Annotated in this window: 16 protein-coding genes; 9 read left to right on the forward strand and 7 right to left on the reverse strand. The window is 75.4% G+C overall.

Annotated elements, in window-relative coordinates:
- Positions 1–58: 58 nt before the first annotated feature.
- Entirely contained in the window at positions 59–934 is an 876-nt protein-coding gene (locus ACZ4UX_RS29565; RefSeq protein WP_329490851.1) for a hypothetical protein, read from the reverse strand.
- A gap of 100 nt (positions 935–1,034) precedes the next feature.
- Positions 1,035–2,576, reverse strand: coding sequence for a hypothetical protein (locus tag ACZ4UX_RS29570; protein WP_396491343.1), 1,542 nt, complete (start codon positions 2,574–2,576; stop codon positions 1,035–1,037).
- A gap of 144 nt (positions 2,577–2,720) precedes the next feature.
- Between ACZ4UX_RS29570 and ACZ4UX_RS29575 the strand changes: the two genes are divergently transcribed.
- The 5 genes from ACZ4UX_RS29575 to ACZ4UX_RS29595 all read left to right on the forward strand — a co-directional run bounded on the left by ACZ4UX_RS29575 (position 2,721) and on the right by ACZ4UX_RS29595 (position 7,036).
- On the forward strand, positions 2,721–3,770 hold the full coding sequence (locus tag ACZ4UX_RS29575; RefSeq protein ID WP_465708872.1) for an IPT/TIG domain-containing protein: 1,050 nt from the start codon (positions 2,721–2,723) through the stop codon (positions 3,768–3,770).
- A gap of 240 nt (positions 3,771–4,010) precedes the next feature.
- Complete coding sequence (locus tag ACZ4UX_RS29580) at positions 4,011–4,547, forward strand: hypothetical protein (RefSeq protein ID WP_465708873.1); 537 nt, start codon at positions 4,011–4,013, stop codon at positions 4,545–4,547.
- A gap of 124 nt (positions 4,548–4,671) precedes the next feature.
- Positions 4,672–5,448, forward strand: a complete 777-nt coding sequence (locus tag ACZ4UX_RS29585) for a LamB/YcsF family protein (protein WP_352295067.1) — start codon at positions 4,672–4,674, stop codon at positions 5,446–5,448.
- A gap of 65 nt (positions 5,449–5,513) precedes the next feature.
- Entirely contained in the window at positions 5,514–6,152 is a 639-nt protein-coding gene (gene pxpB, locus ACZ4UX_RS29590; protein ID WP_465708916.1) for a 5-oxoprolinase subunit PxpB, read from the forward strand.
- A complete protein-coding gene (locus ACZ4UX_RS29595; protein ID WP_465708874.1) occupies positions 6,149–7,036 on the forward strand; it encodes a 5-oxoprolinase subunit C family protein in 888 nt (295 codons plus the stop codon). The genes pxpB and ACZ4UX_RS29595 overlap by 4 nt, the downstream gene beginning before the upstream one ends.
- A 43-nt stretch (positions 7,037–7,079) precedes the next feature.
- Here the strand turns inward: ACZ4UX_RS29595 and ACZ4UX_RS29600 are convergent, their stop codons facing one another.
- Positions 7,080–7,409, reverse strand: a complete 330-nt coding sequence (locus ACZ4UX_RS29600; RefSeq protein WP_329490846.1) for a hypothetical protein — start codon at positions 7,407–7,409, stop codon at positions 7,080–7,082.
- A gap of 369 nt (positions 7,410–7,778) precedes the next feature.
- The gene (locus ACZ4UX_RS29605) at positions 7,779–8,549 is read right to left on the reverse strand and encodes an alpha/beta fold hydrolase (RefSeq protein WP_465708875.1); all 771 of its coding nucleotides are present in this window, start codon (positions 8,547–8,549) and stop codon (positions 7,779–7,781) included.
- 161 nt (positions 8,550–8,710) lie between these two features.
- Here ACZ4UX_RS29605 and ACZ4UX_RS29610 point away from each other — a divergent pair, with 161 nt between their 5' ends.
- Positions 8,711–9,241, forward strand: a complete 531-nt coding sequence (locus ACZ4UX_RS29610; RefSeq protein ID WP_352295061.1) for a PadR family transcriptional regulator — start codon at positions 8,711–8,713, stop codon at positions 9,239–9,241.
- Positions 9,242–9,305: 64 nt separating this feature from the next.
- On the opposite strand, the gene ACZ4UX_RS29615 is transcribed toward ACZ4UX_RS29610, so the two are convergent.
- On the reverse strand, positions 9,306–9,848 hold the full coding sequence (locus ACZ4UX_RS29615) for a DUF4396 domain-containing protein (RefSeq protein ID WP_465708876.1): 543 nt from the start codon (positions 9,846–9,848) through the stop codon (positions 9,306–9,308).
- A 138-nt stretch (positions 9,849–9,986) separates the two neighbouring features.
- Between ACZ4UX_RS29615 and ACZ4UX_RS29620 the strand changes: the two genes are divergently transcribed.
- Both ACZ4UX_RS29620 and ACZ4UX_RS29625 read left to right on the forward strand, forming a co-directional pair.
- Positions 9,987–10,682 (forward strand): class I SAM-dependent methyltransferase, encoded by a 696-nt coding sequence (locus ACZ4UX_RS29620; protein ID WP_465708877.1) that lies wholly within the window; start codon positions 9,987–9,989, stop codon positions 10,680–10,682.
- A 238-nt stretch (positions 10,683–10,920) separates the two neighbouring features.
- A complete protein-coding gene (locus tag ACZ4UX_RS29625; RefSeq protein ID WP_329492356.1) occupies positions 10,921–11,763 on the forward strand; it encodes an undecaprenyl-diphosphate phosphatase in 843 nt (280 codons plus the stop codon).
- A 123-nt stretch (positions 11,764–11,886) separates the two neighbouring features.
- Here ACZ4UX_RS29625 and ACZ4UX_RS29630 read toward each other — a convergent pair whose 3' ends face one another.
- Positions 11,887–13,395, reverse strand: coding sequence for a HEAT repeat domain-containing protein (locus tag ACZ4UX_RS29630; protein ID WP_465708878.1), 1,509 nt, complete (start codon positions 13,393–13,395; stop codon positions 11,887–11,889).
- Positions 13,396–13,735: 340 nt separating this feature from the next.
- On the opposite strand from ACZ4UX_RS29630, the gene ACZ4UX_RS29635 reads away from it, so the two are divergent.
- Entirely contained in the window at positions 13,736–14,182 is a 447-nt protein-coding gene (locus ACZ4UX_RS29635; RefSeq protein ID WP_465708879.1) for a hypothetical protein, read from the forward strand.
- Between the two features lie 125 nt (positions 14,183–14,307).
- Here the strand turns inward: ACZ4UX_RS29635 and ACZ4UX_RS29640 are convergent, their stop codons facing one another.
- On the reverse strand, positions 14,308–15,789 hold the full coding sequence (locus ACZ4UX_RS29640) for a DNA-binding protein NsdB (protein ID WP_465708880.1): 1,482 nt from the start codon (positions 15,787–15,789) through the stop codon (positions 14,308–14,310).
- Between the last annotated feature and the right edge of the window lie 539 nt (positions 15,790–16,328).

The raw sequence follows: 16,328 nt of genomic DNA on the forward strand, positions 1-16,328 counted from the left end.
GTGGTCAGGGGTGCCCGGCCCGGTGGCGCGGCGGGCCGGTCCGGGTGGGGGCCCGGGGTCAGAGCGCGTGGAACGGCAGGCCCGCGTCGGCGACCAGCTCGTCCCCGGTGTCCGGGGGCAGCAGGCTGGCGGTGCCGTCGGAGACCGGGACGATGCCGAGGTCGAGCAGTTCGGCCATGGCGGCGCTGCCGGCCAGGTCGCGGACCTGGAGCTGGTAGCGGGCGGTGGTGCGGTAGGTGCCGCCGGCGTCGTCCGAGGTCTTCTGCAGGAAGCCGGAGTCGACCAGGAACATCACGGCCTTGGCGACGATGCCGATGGTGGAGCCGGACAGCCGGCGGGCGTCCTTGGTGGCGCCGGTGGCGGTGCGCCGGGCCCAGACCCGCCAGGCGGCCTCCAGGCCGGGGGCGTCGCTCTGCGGGTCGGTGTTGGCGCCGTCGGCCTCGGCCTGCTCCTCCAGCCGGCGGCAGGCCTGGCGGACGAAGGCGTCCACGCCGTTGACCGTGATCCGGCCGAGGTACCCGTCGTCGGCGAGGTCCTCGGGGCGGGGGAAGGCCATCGCGGCGACGGCGAGGTGGGCCAGGCCGTGCAGGAAGCGGTCGGTCGACTCGGAGGCGGCGCGGCGCGAGTAGTCGCCCATCCGGACCGCGAAGACGGAGTCCTCGGCGGCGGCCACGGCCATGCCGGCGCGCGGCGAGACCTCCAGGACGACCAGGCCCATGCCGGTGGCGACGGCGTCGGCGAGACGGGCGAAGGGCGGGTCCTCGCGGTGGCGGCGGACCAGCTCGGCGTACTCGGCGTCGCGGGCGGGGAGCAGCTTGGCCTGCAGGCCGAAGGAGACCAGACGGGCCGCGTCGGCGACGTCGGCCGGGGTGATCGGGGCCGGGGCGGCGGGCTCGGCCTCGGGTGCCCAGGACGTGTCGTGGTGGGTCGTCACGGGCGGTGCTCCTCGGGGGTGTTGCCACTGGTGCGGGTGGTGGGGCGGTCGGTCGCGGCTGCCGCGGGGCGGCGCCGGGGGTGCGTCGGCTGTCCGGTCGTCAACTGGCGTCCTTGCGGTCGGCCGCCATGCCGGCCGCGTCCAGCAGGGCGCTGCCGACGATGAGGTCGGCGCCGCCGAACTCGCGGTCCCGCAGCGGAGTGCCGTCGTCGACCGCGAAGAGCAGCCGCTCCTCCCCCTGCCGGTAGGCGGTGCCGACCGGCGGGCTGGCCGCGTGCACCGCCAGCAGGGCGACCAGGTAGGGGAGTTCGGGATCCTGCCGACGGGCGTCGGCGAGCAGCCCGGAGAGCCGGCGGGGGGCGTCGGCGGGCAGGTCGAGCAGGACCAGCGCGGCCTCCAGCTGCGCCTCGGTGAACCGGCTGTCGTCGGGGGTGGCGACGAGGTCCGGATCGGGCAGCTCGGCGCCCAGGTGCTCGCGCTCGACCGGCGGGGTGAGCAGCAGGTCGACCAGGTCGGCGACCCGGACGGAGACCGGCGTGCGCAGACCGGTGCCGCGGGTGAAGAACGCGCCGGTCGGCCGGACGGCCTGCTCCACCGGCAGCCGCAGCACGGGGGCGAGCAGCTGCCCGTAGAGGTCGATGCCGCTGCGGGCGCCGGGCGCGGCGAAGGCCTGGCGGTCCTGCTCGGCGCGGAACAGCGGGCCGGCCTCCAGCAGGCGGGTCTGCAGCTGGGTGTGGCGGCGGATGCAGTCCTTGACGATGTCGACCAGCTCGGCGGCGCGGCGCTTGTGCTCGGGCTCCTCGGCCTCGTCGCGGGCCTTGCGGATGTTGGTGAGAATCGCGTTCTCGTGCCGGTAGCGGTCGGCGATGTGGTCGAGCGCCTCGTCGATGAGGTCGGGGACGGCCTGCATCCAGTCCACGGCGCGCACGTTGCGCCGGGTCGCGTCCAGGGCCCGGCGCAGCGTCTCGGCGTACTGGACGGTGCGGTAGCGGGCCTGCTCGGCGGCGAGCTGGGCGTCGGCCAGCCGGCCGCGCCGGATCAGCACCTCCAGCTTGACCTCGGCGGCGATCTGCGCGGAGGTGACGTCGGTGTCGAGGGCGCCGACCAGGACGTTGACCGCCTCGTCGGTGGTGCGCAGGTAGACGCCGCCGTCGGGGCCGGGCACCTCCTCGATCAGCTTGAAGTCGTAGTCGCGCCGGACGTACGCGCCGTCCTGGCCGAAGGTGCCGTAGACGGCGCGGAACCCGCGGTCGACGCTGCCGACGTTGATCAGCGACTCCAGCACCCAGCGGGCGACCCGCTCGTGCTCGGCGGTCGGGCGGGTGGCGGCCTGGGCGGCGACCCGGGGCAGCAGCCGGGCGAGCACTATCTCGCGGTCGGCCCCGGTGTCGAAGTCCATGTGCAGGGTGACCAGGTCGATGGCGGCGAGGCCGACCTCGGCCATCGCGTAGCCGCCGTACTCGCCGGCCAGCATCACCTTGCGGCTGTCCAGGTCGTGCAGCGGGGCCGTGCAGGCCAGCGCCTTGAGCCGGCGGGCCAGGCCCTCGTCGGCGGCGGGGCCGGGCGCGGGCCGCGCGGCGGCGGCGGGCCCGGCGGGCGGCCGGGGCCCGGACTCGGTGGGCGGGTCAGCGATGGCGGTCACGGTGGACAAGATTAGAGGTAGGCACCGACATCGACCGAAACGGACCTTACGGACGGCCGGGACAGGCGGTCGCACCGCGGGCGGTGGAACCGGCTTCCGGGAAAGTACCCGCACGATCCGGTCCCCACGGCCATCATGCCTCATATGATCATCCGACTGGTACGAGGCGGCCTGACCGCCGCCCTGGCCGTGGCCACGCTCACCGCCGGCACCGCGGCGGCCGGCGCCGCGACCCCGGCCGCGACGGCCGCCCGCACGGCGGCCACCGGCCCGAACGTCAGCGTGACCCAGGCCGGCAACTACCCGATCTTCCCGGTCGACAGCACCAACTTCTCGGTGACCTGGACGTCCTCCGGCACCGCCGACCTCACCGGGGTCACCCACCTCACCGTCGAACTGCCGGCCGGTCTGACCACCAGCGGCGCGGCGATCACCTCGCTCCCCGACTACTCCTTCACCGAGACGGTCTCCCCCGACGGCCGCCGGCTGGACGCCTTCTTCACGGGCACCCGGGCTCCGGGGCGCAGCGAGTTCATGAAGGTCTACGTGGCCTCCCACGGCACCGGGCCGACCGGGACGATCAAGGTCACGGCGGCGAACCGGAACGACACCGACCCGTCCGACAACGTCTCCGACCACCTGCTCGGCAGTGGCCCGCAGACCCCGGCCGCCGCCCCGCCCGTCCCGGCGGTGACGGGCATCGGCACGACCACCGGACCCGGGACGGGCGGCACCGCCGTCACCCTGACGGGCACCGGCCTGGACAACGGCTTCGTCCTGTTCGGCGACGCCCTCGCGACCGGCGGCTGCACCGGCACCACCTGCACCGTGACCGCGCCCGGCGGCGCCGGCAGCGCGCCGGTGACGGTGGTGACCCCCGGCGGCTCCGCGGCCGCGCCGCACGCCTTCGACTACACCGGCGCGGCTCCCCCGGCGCCCCCCGCGCCGGTGGTGACCGGTCTGACCACGAGCAGCGGGCCGGCCGCCGGGGGCACCGGGATCTACGTCCGGGGCAGCGGACTGGCCGCCGGCACGGTGCTCTTCGGCGGGCTGCCGGCCGCCCTCCACTCGTGCGGGCCGACGCTCTGCTCGGCGACCGCCCCGGCCGGCACCGGCGTGGTGGACGTGACGGTGACCACCGCCGGCGGGAGCAGTGCGCCGGTCGCGGCGGGCCGGTACACGTACACGGCCTGACGGGGTCGTACGGCGGGGCCCGGTGCCGGGAGCGGCGCCGGGCCCTTCCGCGTGCGGGGGCTCGGCGGGCGGCGCGGCCCGTGCGGCTCCCCGGGGTGAGCCCGGGCGCGGGGGCAGGCCCGGGGCAAGTTGAACACGTTCAATTCGACCGTCTAGAGTCACTTCCGTGCAGGTGGGACAGCCCGTCCCAGCTCCTCTTCGGCATGGGGGTCGACCGGTATGAACGGCACGTCCGACAGCTTGACCCGAACCCCGCCCGCGGCCGAACAGGCCGTACTCCGGCGGGTGCGGCGGTGGCTCTGGGCCTTCGTGGTCTGCCTGGTCCTGAGCGGTCTGACGGCCTTCCCGCTGGAGACCGAGACCCGCTGGCTGGCCGACCTCGCGACCGGCCCGGCGGCCCCGGTCACCGACCACCTGCCGGGCGTCCTGGAGTGGATCGAGCGGATCCGCGACGGCGTCGCCGACACCGGTGCCCGCTACCCCTTCCTGGCCTACGGCACCGACTGGCTGGCCTTCGCGCACCTGGTCATCGCGGCCGCGTTCTGGGGGCCGATCAAGGACCCGGTCCGCAACATCTGGGTCGTCCGGTGGGCCGTCCTCGCCTGCGCGGGCGTCATCCCGCTGGCACTGGTCTGCGGACCGCTCCGGGGCATCCCGCTGTACTGGCGATTCATCGACATGTCGTTCGGCATCGTCGGCGTGCTGCCGCTGCTGGTCGTGCTGCGCGCGCTCCGGCCGCTGGACCGGCCCGCGGGCGCCGCCACCGTCGCCGGCTGAGCCGTCCGGGGGACGCCCGGACGGCGCTCCCACCCGTGCACCCGGCAGCGACCCGGGCAGCGGCGACGGCCGTCGCGCGCAGGCCCTACGATCTGGCTCAACAGCTGCTGGGAGGCGGACGGGCGTGGCCGATGCGGTGATCGATCTCAATGCGGACCTCGGCGAGGGGTTCGGACGCTGGACGCTGACCGACGACGAGGCCCTGCTCTCCGTGGTGACCAGCGCCAACGTCGCCTGCGGCTTCCACGCGGGAGATCCGTCCACCATGCGGCGGGTCTGCGCGCTGGCCGCCGAGCGCGGCGTACGGATCGGCGCCCAGGTCTCCTACCGGGACCTGGCGGGCTTCGGCCGCCGGGCGATGGACGTCCCTCCGGAGGAGCTGGCCGACGAGATCGCCTACCAGATCGGCGCCCTCCAGGTGTTCGCCCGCGCGGCGGGCTCCCGGGTCTCCTACGTCAAACCGCACGGCGCCCTCTACAACCGGGTGGTGACCGACGCCGAACAGGCCGAGGCGGTGGTCGCGGGCGTGCTGCGGGCCGGGGCGGTCTGCGACGGCCCGCTCCCGGTGCTCGGCCTGCCCGGCTCGCGGCTGCTGGCGGTCGCCGAGGGCGTCGGGCTCCCGGTGGTCGCCGAGGCGTTCGCCGACCGCGCCTACACCTGGGCGGGCACCCTGGTGCCGCGCAGCGAACCGGACGCCGTCATCCACGACCCCGAGACGGTCATCACGCGCGCGGTCGCGATGGCCCGGGACGGCGTGGTCGAGGCCGTCGGGGGCGAGCCGATCGGCGTCGAGGCGCGCTCGCTGTGCGTGCACGGCGACACTCCCGGGGCCGCCCAGCTGGCCTGGCGGATCCGCGGCGCGCTCGCCTCGGCGGGCGTGCGGGTGGAGCCCTTCGCGTGACGACCGGCGGCGGGACGGCGGGCCGGGCGGGCGGCGCACCCGCCGGCGGGCCCCCGGGCGCCCCGGTGGGCGACGCACCCCTGGTCCGGGCGGTCGGCGAGCGGGCGCTGCTGGTCGAGGTCGCCGGGACGGCCGAGGTCGGCGCGCTGTACGGCTGGCTGCGCGAACGGCAGGCGGCGGGTGAGCTGCCCCCGGTGGAGGAGATCGTCCCGGCCGCGCGGACCGTCCTGCTCGACGGCGTGGCCGACGTCCGGGCGCTCACCGCCCTGCTGCGCACCGCCCGCCCCACGGCGGCCGGCGCCGCTCCCGGCCCCCTGCTGGAGGTGCCCACCGTCTACGACGGCGCCGACCTGGCCGAGGTCGCGGCGCTCTGGGAGGTCTCCCCCGAGGCGGCCGTCCGGATCCACACCGCGCCCGAGTACGTGGTCGCCTTCTGCGGCTTCGCCCCCGGCTTCGGCTACCTCACCGGCCTGCCGCGGCAGTACGGGACGCCGCGCCGGGCCTCCCCCCGCAGCTCCGTCCCGGCCGGCTCGGTCGCCCTGGCCGGCCCCTACACCGGTGTCTACCCGCGCTCCTCCCCCGGCGGCTGGCAGCTCCTCGGCCGCACCGGCCTGCCGCTCTGGGACACCTCCCGGGAGCCGGCCGCCCTGCTGGCCCCGGGCGTGCGGGTCCGCTTCACCGCGGTGCGCGGCGGTGCGGGGTGACGGCGGCCGACGGGCCCTCGGTCGACCGGTCGCTGGCGGTCGTCCGGCCCGGGCCGCTGACCACCGTGCAGGACCTCGGGCGGCGCGGCGTCGCCCACCTCGGCGTGCCCCGGGCCGGCGCGCTCGACGAGCCCGCGCTGCGCGCCGCCAACCGCCTGGTCGGCAACGGGCCCGGCGCGGCCGCGCTGGAGACCACCCTCGGCGGGGTCGCCCTGCGCGCGCACGGGCCGGCCGTCGTCGCCGTCACCGGCGCGCCCGCCGCCGTCCTGGTGGACGGGCGGCCCGCCGCCTGGGGCGCGCCCGTCGTCGTCCCCGACGGCGCCCTGGTGGAGGTCGGCGCCGCCACCCACGGCGTACGGGGCTACCTCGCGGTGGCGGGCGGGATCGCGGTGCCCCCGGTGCTCGGCAGCCGCTCGGCCGACCTGCTCTCGGGGCTGGGCCCGGCGCCGCTGGCCGTCGGCGACGTGCTGCCGGTCGGGTCTCCCCCGCCCCACCGGCCCGCGCCCGACCTGGTGCCCCTGCCCGCTCCCCCGGCCGAGCTGGTGCTGCGGCTGCGGCCGGGGCCGCGTGCCGACTGGTTCGCACCGGACGCGGTCGCCCGGCTGGCCCGCGACCGGTACCGGGTGGCGGCGGCGAGCAACCGGATCGCGCTGCGCACCGACGGCCCGCCGGTCGGCCGGGCCGTCAGCGGTGAACTGCCCAGCGAGGGCATGGTGCTGGGCGCCGTCCAGATCCCGCCGGACGGACGGCCGGTGGTCTTCCTGGCGGACCACCCCACCACCGGCGGCTACCCCGTCGTGGGCGTCGTGCCGCCCGCGGACCTCGCCGCGGCCGCCCAGGCCCGCCCGGGGACGCCCCTGCGGTTCGTCCTGCTGCGGGGGTGAGCGCGGGGCCGTCGACGGGGCCCGGCGCCCACCCCCGGGCGGCTCACTCGAAGCAGGTCGGGCAGGACTTGGTGGCGATCCGGTCGCGGTTGCCCGCGGTGGCCCGCAGGGGCTGCGCACGGGTGACGTGGTGGCCGGACACCGGCTCGGTCACCCAGCCATACCGGGGCGCGGCGAGGACGCTCTCCGTGAGATGGAAGCACCCCGGCAGATGGGCGTAGCCGGTGGGCGAGACGATGGCCGTCGCCCCGGTCGGCCAGCCCGCCCAGGTGGCACCCAGCACCGCCATCGCACGGTCGAGTCGCGGCACCGACCCGTCGGCCGGGCAATCGCACCACGACATCTCGCACCGCTCGCACCAGTCGGCACCCACACCCGTCTCCTCCCCTGGGACGGGTGGATCCTACTGATCCCGGACAGCGTCCTTCACCTCGGGGCCACCTGGTCAACGAGGCTTCGGAGACAGCGCTTTGAGTGGGAGTCAGCAGCGGCCTCCCCGACCTCCCGGAGCGCGTCCTGGAGGACACGGGCGAGGGTCCGGGCGCTCGCTCGGGCGTCGGTCATCCCGTCGAGCCGGCGGTGCAGGACGCGCCGGAGGTCGGCGGTGGCGGCGAGGCCGGCCCGGCGGTCGCGGAGGGCCGGCAGCAGCTCGAAGCCTGGGTCTCCGGCGAGCGGTTTCGGATCGATCGCCGGCCAGGGCGCGCGGCCACCCGGCGAAGGGGCAGGACAGGGCAGAGCGGTCTCAGGCTCGACGGGCCAGCGCGGTGGCGGCGATCGCGGCGAACCCGTCCAGGTTGTCGAACATGATGTTGTGGCCGCAGTCCGGGACCGCCACCACCTCGACCCCCGACGCCCGCAGCCGCTCCGCCCCCGGCAGCTCGCCGTCGGCCTGCGGGTGGAGGAACGTCCTGGGGATCTCCAGGTCCAGCAGGATCTCGCGCATGGTCGGCACGGTGCCCCGGGCGGTGTGGACGGCGCTGCGGTGGAGGGCCTCGGGACCGGCCAGCCGCATCGTGGACCACCAGAGCGGCCCGACCCACCTCCGCACCTCCTCCCGGCCGCCGGCCAGGAACTCCTCCTCGCTGAAGGTCGCGATCCCACTGCTGCCCGGGCGGCGGACCGGCGTGATCGGATCGAGGTTGGCGTCGACCAGGAGGAGGTTCGCGACCAGCCGGGGGTGCCGGTGGGCGAGGACGATCGCCACCGCGCCGCCCATGCTGTGCCCGACCAGCTCGACCTCCGCCAGCCCGGCCTCGTCGAGCGCCGCCGCCACCGCGTCGGCGTGGGCCTCCAGCGTGTACGGGAAGTCGGCGGGCCGGTCACTGATGCCGAAGCCCAGCAGGTCCAGCAGGAGCGAGCGGCGCCCGGCCAGTAGCGGGTGGGCCGCCGCACCGGCGAAGTAGACGGGCGAGCTGGCCCCGAGGCCGTGCAGATAGACCCGGGCCGGCTCGGCACCGGGCACCTCCACCCAGCGGATCCGGTCCTCGCTCGGGGTGACGATGGCCTGGCGCATGGTCGTACTCCTTCTCGGGGCAGGGCTGGAGCAGGGCTGACGCGGGGGCGGATGCCCGGCCAGCGGGGCGCCGCGGATCCCCGCGCGACGGAAGGACCATACCTCGGGGCCGAGGTATAGCGACAGCGAGTCAACGCAGCCCGATCTGAGAGAGTGGCCCCATGCTGAAGCTCGCGATCCTCGGGTTCCTCCGCGACCGGCCACTGCACGGCTATGAGCTGCGCCGCCACCTCGCCGCACTCACCGGACACGTCCGGCCGATCAGCGACGGCACGCTCTACCCGGCGATCAAACGCCTGGAGGCCGACGACCTGCTGGTCCGTACGACCGAGCCGGGTACGGCGGCGGCGCCCCGACACACCCTCCACCTCACCGAGGCCGGCCGGACCGCGCTGCTCGACCGGCTCCGCACCCCGGAGGACCTGGACATCAGCGACGAGAACCGCTGGTTCACCGTGCTGGCCTTCCTGCGCCACCTCGACGACGACCCGCGGGCACAGGCCGCCGTGCTGCGCCGCCGGCTCGCCTTCCTCAGCGAGCCGGCCAGCTTCTTCTACGACGGCGCCCGCCCGGTGGGTGCCGAGGAGTTCGGTGACCCGTTCCGACGCGGGATGCTGCTGATCGCCCGCGCCACCACCGAGGCCGAGCTGGCCTGGCTGCGCGAGACCCTGGCCGCCCTCGACCGGGCCTGACCCGGGACACCGCGGCCCCCGTCTCCCGGCCGAGCCCGGGAGACGGGGGCGAACCCGCTCGTGGTCAGTGCTGGTGGTGGGCGTGGACGACCGCGTGGCCGCGGCCCCGGCCGATCATCCACTTGTTGACCGGCACGGTCAGGGTGAACGCGAGGGCGAGCGAGCCCGCCAGCGCGACCCAGAACAGCGCGTCGCCGAGGCCCGCGTCCATCGCCCCCGGCACGGTGACCATCACGGTGTTGTCGATCAACTCCATGACCAGGATCGACACGGTGTCGGCGGCCAGCGCGACCTTGACGGCGGCGCGGACGTCCAGCCCGGCCTTCAGCACTCCGCGCATGGTCAGGGCGTAGCCGAAGACGAAGGCCAGCAGCACCGAGAGCACCACGCTCGCACCGTTGTGCAGGCCGAAGGCGGTGCCGAGGACCATGCCCAGGATCTCGCCGATGGCGCAGCCGGTGAGGCAGTGCAGGGTCGCCTGGGCGGCGGTCCGCCAGCTCGCCCCATCGTCGCCGTGACCGGCGTGGCCGGCGTGCGCCTCGGGGCCGTGGCCGTGCTCGGCGTGCTGGTGCAGGTGTCCGTGCTCGTGCTGTGCGGGATGTGCCATGTCGTCCTCCGCTTGCTCCGTGCCGTGCCCCTCGGTTCGTCGTCACCGAACATATACCCCCCAGGGGTATGGAGCAAGCAGTTCGGGCATCGCGTCGCCCTCTTCCCCCTCCGGCCCGCCCGTGCTCCGATGGGAGGCATGGCCGATGAACGACGCAACGGGTACGAGGGAACCGGACCGGGCCCGATCACCCCGGACGGGTGCGCGGTGGAGATGTACGAGCGGCTGCCGCTGAACGGCGAGCCCGAGGTGATCAGGAAGGCGGTCCCCGCCGGAGCCCGCATCCTGGAGCTGGGCTGCGGGGTGGGCCGGATGACCCACCCCCTGCTCGACCTCGGCTTCACGGTGACGGCCGTGGACGAGTCCGCCGAAATGCTGGCCCGGGTCCGGGGCGCCCGGACGGTGCGCAGCCCGATCGAGCGGCTGGACCTCGGCGAGCGGTTCGACGTCGTCCTGCTCGCCTCCTTCCTGGTGCACGCCGGCGACCCGGCCGTCCGGCGCGGGCTGCTGGACACCTGCCGGCGGCACGTCGCGGACGACGGCCTGGTGCTGCTGCAGCGCGAGGGCGAGGACTGGATGCGCGACGTGCCGCGCGAGCGTCCGCTGGGCCGGGGCGGGCTGGTGCGGGTGGCGTCGGTCACCCCGGTCGGGGACGGCGTGAACTCGGTGCACGTCGAGTACGAGTTCCCGGACGCGCGCTGGACCCAGACCTTCCTGTCCCGCCCGCTCGACACCGCCGCGTTCGAGCGGGCCCTGGCCGAGGCGGGGCTGGCCGTGGACGCCCACCTGACCGAGGACCGGACCTGGGTCCGGGCCCGCCCCGTCCCGCGCTGAGCGGAGCCGGGCCACCCACGGACCGGGCAGGCCGGAACGGGGGCGGAAGCGAGGCTGTCACCTTCACCGCGTAGCATCAGGCGCGCGCCGGGCCCGCGCAGCCCGAGCGCCGGGCGGACCCGGCGGTTCGCATGCCATCGGCATGTGCCCCGTGCATGCCGACGGCATGCTCCCGCACCGACCTACAAGGACCGCTGATGCTCATCGAGCGACGGATACCCCGGGCGGGTGTCCGGTGATCGACTGGTTCCACGGAGCCGTCCTCGGCCTGATCCAGGGGCTCACCGAGTTCCTGCCGATCTCCTCCAGTGCCCACCTGCGGGTCTTCTCGGCCCTGCTGGGCTGGGACGACCCGGGTGCGGCGTTCACCGCCGTGACCCAGCTCGGCACCGAGTCCGCCGTGCTGATCTACTTCCGCCGGGACATCGCCTCGATCGTGAAGACCTGGACGCTCTCGCTGTTCCGCCCGGCGCTGCGCTCGCACCAGGACGCCCGGATGGGCTGGTTCGTGATCATCGGCACGCTGCCGATCGGCATCCTCGGCAAGCTGTTCCAGGACACCATCGAGACCAACCTCCGCGACCTGCGGATCATCGGCACCACGCTGATCGTCTTCGGTCTGATCCTGGCGGTGGCCGACCGGACCCGGGCCGTCCGGCACGCCAAGCCGATCACCGACCTGACCCTGCCGCACGCCGCCGCCTACGGCATGGCGCAGGCACTCGCGCTGATCCCCGGCGTCTCCCGCTCCGGCGGCACCATCAGCGCCGGGCTGCTGCTCGGCTACAGCCGCGAGGCGGCCGCCCGGTACTCGTTCCTGCTCGCCATCCCGGCCGTGCTGGCCTCCGGCCTGCTGGAGCTGACCAAGATCGGCGAGGGCCCCTCACCGGCCTGGGGGCCGACCATCCTGGCCACCCTGATCGCCTTCGCGGTCGGCTACGCGGCGATCGCGTGGTTCCTGAAGTACATCTCGAACAACAGCTTCATGCCGTTCGTGGTGTACCGGGTGGCGCTGGGCATTCTGATCATCGTCCTGGTCAGCACCGGCACCCTGGCGGCCGACGCCGGCGTGGTGAAGTAGAACGCGGTTCCACCGAGGACCTCCCGGGTACGACGAAGCGGGCCGGGCACCTGATCTGGTGCCCGGCCCGCTTCGTCGTACCCGGGATCGGGGGTGTCGCCCCGGGTGTGGTGTCGGGGGGTCCTACCGACTTCGCTCGCGGGCGGCGGTCAGCCGGCCGCGCACGGCGGCGTGGACCTCGGCCTCCTCGGCCGGGTCGGCCGCGAGGCGGCGCAGGCGCTCCAGCACGCGGGCGTCGCCGGTGGTGGCGACGTGCCTCGCGGCGAGCTCACGGGTGGATTCCTCGCAGTCCCAGAGGCACTCGACGGCCGGGCCCTCGGGAAAGGCCACGTCGGTCGCGGCGAGCGCGCGGGCGGCCCGGCCGCGCAGCTCGGAGGAGGCGGCCTCGCCGTAGATGTGGCGCAGGACGGGGACGGCCTCGGCGGCGGCAAGCCGCCCCGCACCGTCGACCAGCGACCCGAGCCCGGGGCCGCCGACCCCGCGGACCGAGATCCAGCGGCGCAGCCCGGCCACCACGAGCGCCGCGTCGCCGGGCTCCCCGGCGTCGGCGAGCAGTTGGACGGCGGCCTCGCCGAGGGCGCTGTCCGCGCCGCCGGTGGCCGGGTCGGCCCAGCGGCGGGCGTGGGCCAGCGCCTCGGGACCGCGCATCCGGCCGATCAGTTCCAGGGCGGCGCGCACCGTCCGGTCGTCGACATCGGCGGCGGCGGCCTCGATCAGGCCGGCGGCGGCCGGGTCCCGCTGGTCGACCAGGTAGCGCAGGGCGGCCCGGCGGGCACCGGGCAGTCCGTCCCGCGCGGCCTCCAGCACGGCGGGGCGGTCCTCGGGGCGGACCACGGCGGCCAGGCAGCGGGCGGCGGCGGCGGCCCTGCGGTCCACGGCATCGGGGCCGGCGGGATCACCGCCGTCGCGGGCGGGCTCCGGGCGGTCGGGCCGGCCGGCGAAGGCGGCGGCGCCGAGGCCGCCCAGCTCGCCCTGGTCCGCCCAGACGAGCACGTCGGCGGTGGACCAGCCCGGGGTCACGCCGGTGCGGTTCACCTGGCGCTGCCAGAGGTCGAACGGGGACTGCTCGCTCGCCGCCGCGACCCGCGGGTGGTAGGCCGCCCAGAGCCGCCACGGCCGTGGCTCGTACGCGCCGCGGATGAACTCACGCAGCTCGGCGTCGCCCTCGGGGCCCGGCGGGAACCGGTCCAGCACCGCGGTACCGAGCAGCAGCAGGCCGCGGTCGTCGTCGCGCAGCGCGAGCTCGTCCAGCGCCCAGGCCCAGTTGGTGCCGGTCGCGGCGTACTCGCGCAGCATCAGCAGCGCGTCGCGCCGGCCGTACGCGGCGAGGTGGCCCAGGACGGACAGGGCGAGACCGGTGCGGTACTCGTCGTCGTCGAGGAGGTCCTCCGGGTCGTGGAGGTGGTCCTCGATGCCGTCGAGCGGCGCCTCCAGTTCCATGTAGAGGCGCGCGTAGTAGAGGGAGCGGTTCTCGACCTGCCAGTCGGCTCTCGGGTCCCTGGTGACGCACTCCTGGAGCGCGGCGATGGCGTCGGTACGGTCGGCGGCCAGCGCGTGGAGCTGCCCGTCACCGCGGCCTCGCTGAAGGAGGCCGAGGAGGCTGGCACTGGGTGCTATCACTGGCTCGAACATGAGGTCAGCATCCGTTGCGGCGGTCGTAGTGGCAACGGGATTTCCGTCGCCGGGGTCGGTGGTCGGTACTGCGGTGGGCGCCCGGGCGCCGGAATCACCGAAGGTTACCGCCTCGGACACCTCGCCGCACACAGGGCGATCGACCCTCCTGCCGCAGTGGCATATGCCGGGGGAATTTTGCCAGAGATCTGCTCAAATCCCCCACGAGGGTGACTCCGCTGTGCGACAGTCTTCTCACTGCTTGACAGCTTCCCACCTCACGGCCACCCTGCGGCCACCCTCCCCACCTCCCTCTCCGCCGGCCCGGCGCCGGCCTCGACCCGATGGAATCGCCATGAGCATGCCTGCCACTGCCGCCCGCCGGGCCGCCCGCCGCAGCGATGCCCGACGGACGGACACCGGGGCGGACGACGGGTCGGTGGGCGGCAGAGTGGACGGCACGACGCAGGCGCACTCCGGTCCCGTGGTCGGCTCCGCCGAGTGGGACCTCCTCACCGACGACGTCCGGTGGTCCGCCGAGGTGTACCGGCTGCTCGGCTGCGACCCGGGGCACGGACCGCTCAGCCTCGACCGGCTGCCCGACCGGCTCGCCGAGGCGGACCGGCCGCAGCTGCGCCGGATGATGACCGACGCCCTGGTGCACGGCCGCCACGCCTTCGGCACCCTCCAGGTCAGCCACCCCGACGGTGCGCGCACCACGGTGGAGTGCGCGGGCGAGCCGGTGCTCGGGAACGACGGCACCGTGACGGCGCTGCGGATGCTGCTGCGCCCCGCCGACCCCGACTGACGCAGGCCGCCCCCGGCCGACGCCGGGCTCCGGACGGCTCACAGCCCCGGACGGCTCACAGTTCCGGGCGGCTCACAGCCCCGAACGCCCGGAGCACCGGGCGGCCCGGACGGACCGCGACCGGCTCAGGCGAACCTGGGCCGGTTCTTGGCGTCCGCCTGCCGCAACTCCCGCCCGAGCTCCACCCGCAGCTCGTCCACCACCGGCAGCCCCCGGTAGCGGGCGGTCAGCCGGTACATCTCGCGCAACCGGTCCCAGGTGCGGTGCGAGGAGTTCTGGCCGATCAGGTTCATCACCATCTTGGCCTGGAGGTCCGCCGCGTCGGGCTCCCCGCTGAGCCAGTGCACCGAGGCGAGCGTGATCCGGTCGAACAGCGCCGAACGCAGCTGACCGGTGCCCTCGCGCAGCTTGATCACCCGCTCGGCCTGGCGGCGCGCCTCCGGGGCGGCCGTCAGGTCGTGCTCGGCCAGGGTGCGCAGCACCAGCGCCTGCATCCCGCGCAGCTCGGCCTCGTCGAAGAGCTGCATCCAGGAGGGCGGCGGCTCGGACACGTCCTCGGCGAAGAGGTCCTCGGCCTCGCCGAGCAGCCGCCGGGTGTCCTGCGAGTGCCCGACCGAGGCGTGCGCCCAGGCCTCCACGGTGTTCAGCATCGCCCGGGTTCTGGGCAGCACCCGGCCGCCGCTCGCCCGGGCCGCGGCCATCAGGTCGATCGCGTCGTCGGCGCGGCCCAGGTGCACCATCTGGCGGGCGGCCCGGGAGATCGCCTCACCGGCCCGGGGGCGGTCGCCGGCCTCCTTGGCCGACTCGGCGGCGATCATGAAGTACTTCTGCGCGGTCGACTCCAGGCCGACGTCGTGCGACATCCAGCCGGCCAGCACCGCGAGGTTGGCCGCGACCAGCCAGAGCCGCTGCTCCACGGCCTGGCCGTGGCGGTGCGTCAGCAGCCCGCCCACCTCGTTGAGCTGTCCCACCACCGCCTTGCGCTGGAGTCCGCCGCCGCGCGCCGCGTCCCAGGCGCGGAACACCTGGACCGAGCGCTCCAGTGCCTCCACCTCGTCGAGCCCGACCGGGCCCGCGTCGTACACGTCCACCACCGGGCGGGCCCCGCCCTGGGTGACCACCTGTCGGGGGCCCGGCGCGGCGGCCGCGTACGCGACGGCGTCCCCGCCCAGCCAGCCCTTGAGAGTGTCGGCGATGACCGCCCCGGCCGTGAGCGCGGCGCCCGCACCCACCAATCCACGTCGGTTGAGCATGAGGTCCATTCCCGTGAACTCGGTGAGGACCGCGGCCGTACGATCCGGCTCCCATGGATGTGCTGCGGACTGCGCCGCTCCGGTCCTGGTGGGCCGGTGTCGTTCCAGACCGAGGTCCTCAATGGTGACGACACGGCCGAGCCGCTCCGTGAACACGGACGCCAGTACCCTCGGCACCGGATCGCGCGGGATCTCTCCGTGCTCGATCCAGCGCCGGACCCGCGAGGTGTCGGTGGACAGCTGCTGCTCTCCCATGGCCGCACCACGCCGGTTGACCAGCCGTGCGAGCTCGCCCTTCGACCATCCGGCCAGGACGAACAGATCGGCAAGTCGGGTGTTGGGTCCCCTGCTCACGTGAAGCCCCCAGGTTCCTCGGCTGGTTCAGGCTAGATGCTCCGTCATGTGCCAGGCGAGCATTCGCCAGGCTTCGCCAGGGTCCGCCACATTACTAACCAGTGCCGTCCGGGTGTGATGTAGAGGTGCGCCACCTCGCCCCTCGGGTCGGGCGGCGCCCCGGGCAGGTGGGGGGTGTTCCCCCGACCGTGTCACGGGGCGTCCCCGGTCCTCACCCGAGGGGGTGGCGCGGCCGGGTGGCGCGGGGGCGCCGGGCACGGCCACGGCAGTCCGGTCGTCCGCATTCCCCAGGGTGCGGAACGACCGGGTCACCGCCGAAGCAGGGGGCTCCGGCCCCCGCGTCCGTGCCCGGCGCCCGCGCTCCACCCACCGCACCGAGACAGGGCCGCCGTCACGCCAGCAAGCACGCGGCACCGGCCCTCCCCGCACCGCGGGGCGCACCCGCCGACGGACAGAAAGGGACCACCCTCACCCCATGTACTCCTCCGCGACCTCCCCCACGCCGACCGCGACCCGCACCGCGCTGCGCCCCCCGGGCG

It is taken from the genome of Kitasatospora sp. NPDC028961, from assembly GCF_055564815.1.